Origin of the sequence: Daejeonella sp., from assembly GCF_049655485.1 — a bacterium.
In the GTDB taxonomy this organism is placed as follows: Bacteria; Bacteroidota; Bacteroidia; order Sphingobacteriales; family Sphingobacteriaceae; genus Daejeonella.
On sequence record NZ_JBASJU010000281.1, the window covers coordinates 1 to 1,771 of the forward strand.

Genomic DNA, 1,771 nt, shown 5'->3' on the forward strand with positions numbered 1-1,771 from the left:
GGTTGAGCTACCGGAAGCTAATCATCGGTTAAGAAATATTTTAGAGCCGGATCCCGATCCACGATTTACATTATCAGATAAACTCTGGAATTATCTCCAGGAATACGCAAAAAAACATAAAGAAAAAGGTAATGGCTTCGGATTCGGTCTTGCCAATCTGGATGGGATTTCGCGGACAATGAGTGCGAGATACCATAAAGACGGCGCTGAAATTTTAATTCCGCAAACCGGATCAAATCCCCGCAGACTCACCCCGAGGGAAGCTGCTTTATTACTTGGTTATCCTAAAGAATTCATTATTCCCGTATCGGACACTCAAGCTTACAGGCAATTTGGCAATTCTGTAATTATGCCTTTGATAAAAGCTGTTGGAAATGAATTACTAAAAACCTTAAAACTAAAAGATGGGAAAATCGCTGTCTGAATACTTTTCCGGAGTCGGAGTGAAACGGCTTAGTCTTGTAGAAGTTGACAAAGCTATATCGAATCAGCACGAGCTTAACGGCATTACCCCATTTAAAACAATATTTGGCACCGAACGAATAGAATTTAAAACAAAGTTTATTTTCCTAAGTGATAACGAGGACCATTTGCGGGAATCTGACGGTCATCTTACCTGGTATGATTCAAGGGAAGACCACGTTACAAGATCAGAATTCCGCCTATACTATTCAGATAACCAGGTTATCCCACTTTCGTCATCAGGTGATCTCATAGTCGTGGGGCGATTATCCAATAACACCGCTTTAGTGGTAGTTGCTGAAAAAGGTTCCACTATCGAAACGCAGCTACTGTGGTTATTTGGTTTCGAGGAAGTTGAAAACAGATTTCTCGTAAAGGACTTTTCAAAAAACCATGCGGATATTGGATACGCCGGCCGGTATATTTTCAGTTACCTCGGAATCGACGTTGAAGAAACAGCTCCAGATTTTCTGGACGAGATAATAAGACGCTTTGGGGAAACATTTCCTTCCACCAAAGAATTTTCCGAGTTCGCGAGATCAACAGTAATAGATGTTTCACCAGTCGAAGAACCAGATCGGACACTAATACGATGGCTGGAAAGAGAAGAGCTCTTATTCAAAACTCTTGAGAAACAGATAGTCGCAAAAAAGTTAAACTTGGGATTTGGCGAAAGCAAATTTGACGTAGATGATTTTATAAGTTTTTCATTGAGTGTACAGAATCGCCGAAAATCCCGTGCCGGGCATTCGTTCGAGAATAACCTGGCTGTGATCTTTCAAAATAATAATATAGATTTTTCGAAAGGAGCCGTAACAGAAAGAAATAATAAGCCAGATTTTCTGTTCCCTGGCAAAAAGCAATATCACAGCGGAGCCTTCGACGCCATATTGCTTACCATGCTCGGAGTGAAAACTACTGCAAAAGACCGGTGGAGGCAAATTCTTTCTGAAGCGGAGCGCATTCCTAATAAACATTTAATCACACTCGAACCTGCTATCAGCAAAAATCAGACAGAAGAGATGATCGCTAACAATGTTCAATTAGTGGTTCCGGAGAGCTTGAGAGGTACATATCAGCCTGCGCAACGGGGCGGCATATTAAGCTTAGCGGATTTCATTAATGTAGTGCGCACTAAACAAAGAATCGCCTGACATATAACTAACCTTTACAGTAGGTTATATTCATCAAGGTGAATACCATTTAGAGAGTTTCTCGTGCTGACTCACACTAAATAGCGCGATAATAAAAAATAGTTAAATAACAGGTGTCCTTTAAATTTCCTTCATTTTTATTTGAATTTACATTA

The 1,771-nt window shown here is 40.3% G+C and carries 2 protein-coding genes; both read left to right on the forward strand.

Features of this window, described 5'->3' with window-relative positions:
* On the forward strand, positions 1–424 hold a 424-nt coding region (locus tag WBJ10_RS12015; RefSeq protein WP_424290602.1), incomplete at its 5' end, for a DNA cytosine methyltransferase.
* A complete protein-coding gene (locus WBJ10_RS12020) occupies positions 405–1,616 on the forward strand; it encodes a type II restriction endonuclease (protein WP_424290604.1) in 1,212 nt (403 codons plus the stop codon). The genes WBJ10_RS12015 and WBJ10_RS12020, both read left to right, overlap by 20 nt.
* Positions 1,617–1,771: the final 155 nt, after the last annotated feature.

What these genes read in the sequence shown, in the direction of transcription:
- WBJ10_RS12020 (WP_424290604.1), top strand. Translation starts at nt 405, where the DNA reads ATGGGAAAATCGCTGTCTGAATACTTTTCCGGAGTCGGAGTGAAACGG.